Raw genomic sequence first — 1,346 nt, 5'->3', positions numbered from 1 at the left:
GACAATACCAGCCTGACCCACACCGCCAGCACCGTAGGCAGCCTGAAAGGCAATACCACCATTGTGGCAGGGAAAAACTACGAGCAAACAGGCAGCATTGTTCGCAGCGTAGAAGGCGATACCCTGATTTCGGCACAAAAAATCGATGTCAAAGCGGCAGAAAATCGCTACACCAACGACCACATTCACACCGAGCAACAAAAAGGCTTAACGGTGGCGGTGAATGTGCCTGTGGTGCAATTGGCACAAAGTGCGTTGGCGATTGCTGACACCGCCAAACAAGTAGGTCAAAGCAAAAATGACCGTGTCAATGCAATGGCGGCTGCCAATACCGCATGGCAAGCTTATGAGACGGGCAAATCTGCCACAGAGATGATGGGGCAAGACGGTAAACCATTGGATGTCAGCGTCAGTTTGACCTATGGCGAACAGAAAAACCGCCACGAAAGCCATCGCACCACCACAGAAGCCGAATCCAGCTTGGTTCAATCAGGCGGCACAAGCACACTGATTGCCACAGGTGCGGGCAAAGAATCCGACATCAATATCACAGGTTCAGATGTTTTAGGCAGCAAAGGCACGTATTTGCTTGCCCATGATGCCATCAACTTAACATCTGCCCAACAACGCAGCACCGAAAACAGCAGCAATAAGAGTTCGGGCTGGAATGCAGGTATCTCAGCCTCTTATGGTCAAAACGGCATGGCATTTGGCATTACGGCTGGTGGCAATTATGGCAAAGGTCATGGCAATGGCGAAAGCCTTACCCATCGCCACACCCAAGTGGGCGACAGCAACAGCGCGACTGTCTTGCAAAGTGGCGGTCAAACCACCATTAAAGGCGCACAAGTTCATGGCAAAGGCATTGATTTAAACACACAAGATTTGCTGATTGAAAGCGTACAAGATACAGAAAAATTCAACAGCAAACAACAAAACATCAGTGGGCAAGTTACTGCTGGTTATGGTGCGAGTTTCTCAGGTTCGTACAGCCAAAGCAAAGTGAATGCAGACCACGCAAGCGTAAACCAACAAAGTGGGATTTATGCTGGCGATGACGGCTATCGCGCACATGTTACCAAACACACCGATTTGAAAGGCGGATTGATAACCAGCACCGCCAAAGCCGAAGCCGATGGCAAAAACCAGTTTAGCACGAATAGTTTAAGCCACAGCGACATTGAAAACCACAGCCATTACGATGCCAAAGGCTTTGGTGTCGGTGGTAGTTTTGGTTTTAATGGCAAAGGCGAGCAAGAAGTAGGAAAGATTGGTGATAAACCTGTTAGATTGGCTGCACAAGGTTCAAATACCAATGGCATTGCCAATGGCGAAGGCTTGGCGGG

The 1,346-nt window shown here is 49.3% G+C and carries 1 protein-coding gene; it reads left to right on the top strand.

The window, feature by feature from the left end; all coding sequences use genetic code 11:
* Window positions 1–1,346, top strand: a 1,346-nt coding sequence (locus Q338_RS12505; RefSeq protein ID WP_034296095.1) for a hemagglutinin repeat-containing protein, incomplete at both ends; no start/stop codon positions are given.

It is taken from the genome of Alysiella crassa DSM 2578 (assembly GCF_000745955.1).
GTDB lineage: Bacteria > Pseudomonadota > Gammaproteobacteria > Burkholderiales > Neisseriaceae > Simonsiella > Simonsiella crassa.
The sequence above is the reverse complement of the archived record's forward strand: the minus strand, read 5'-3'. Positions and strand labels throughout refer to the sequence as shown.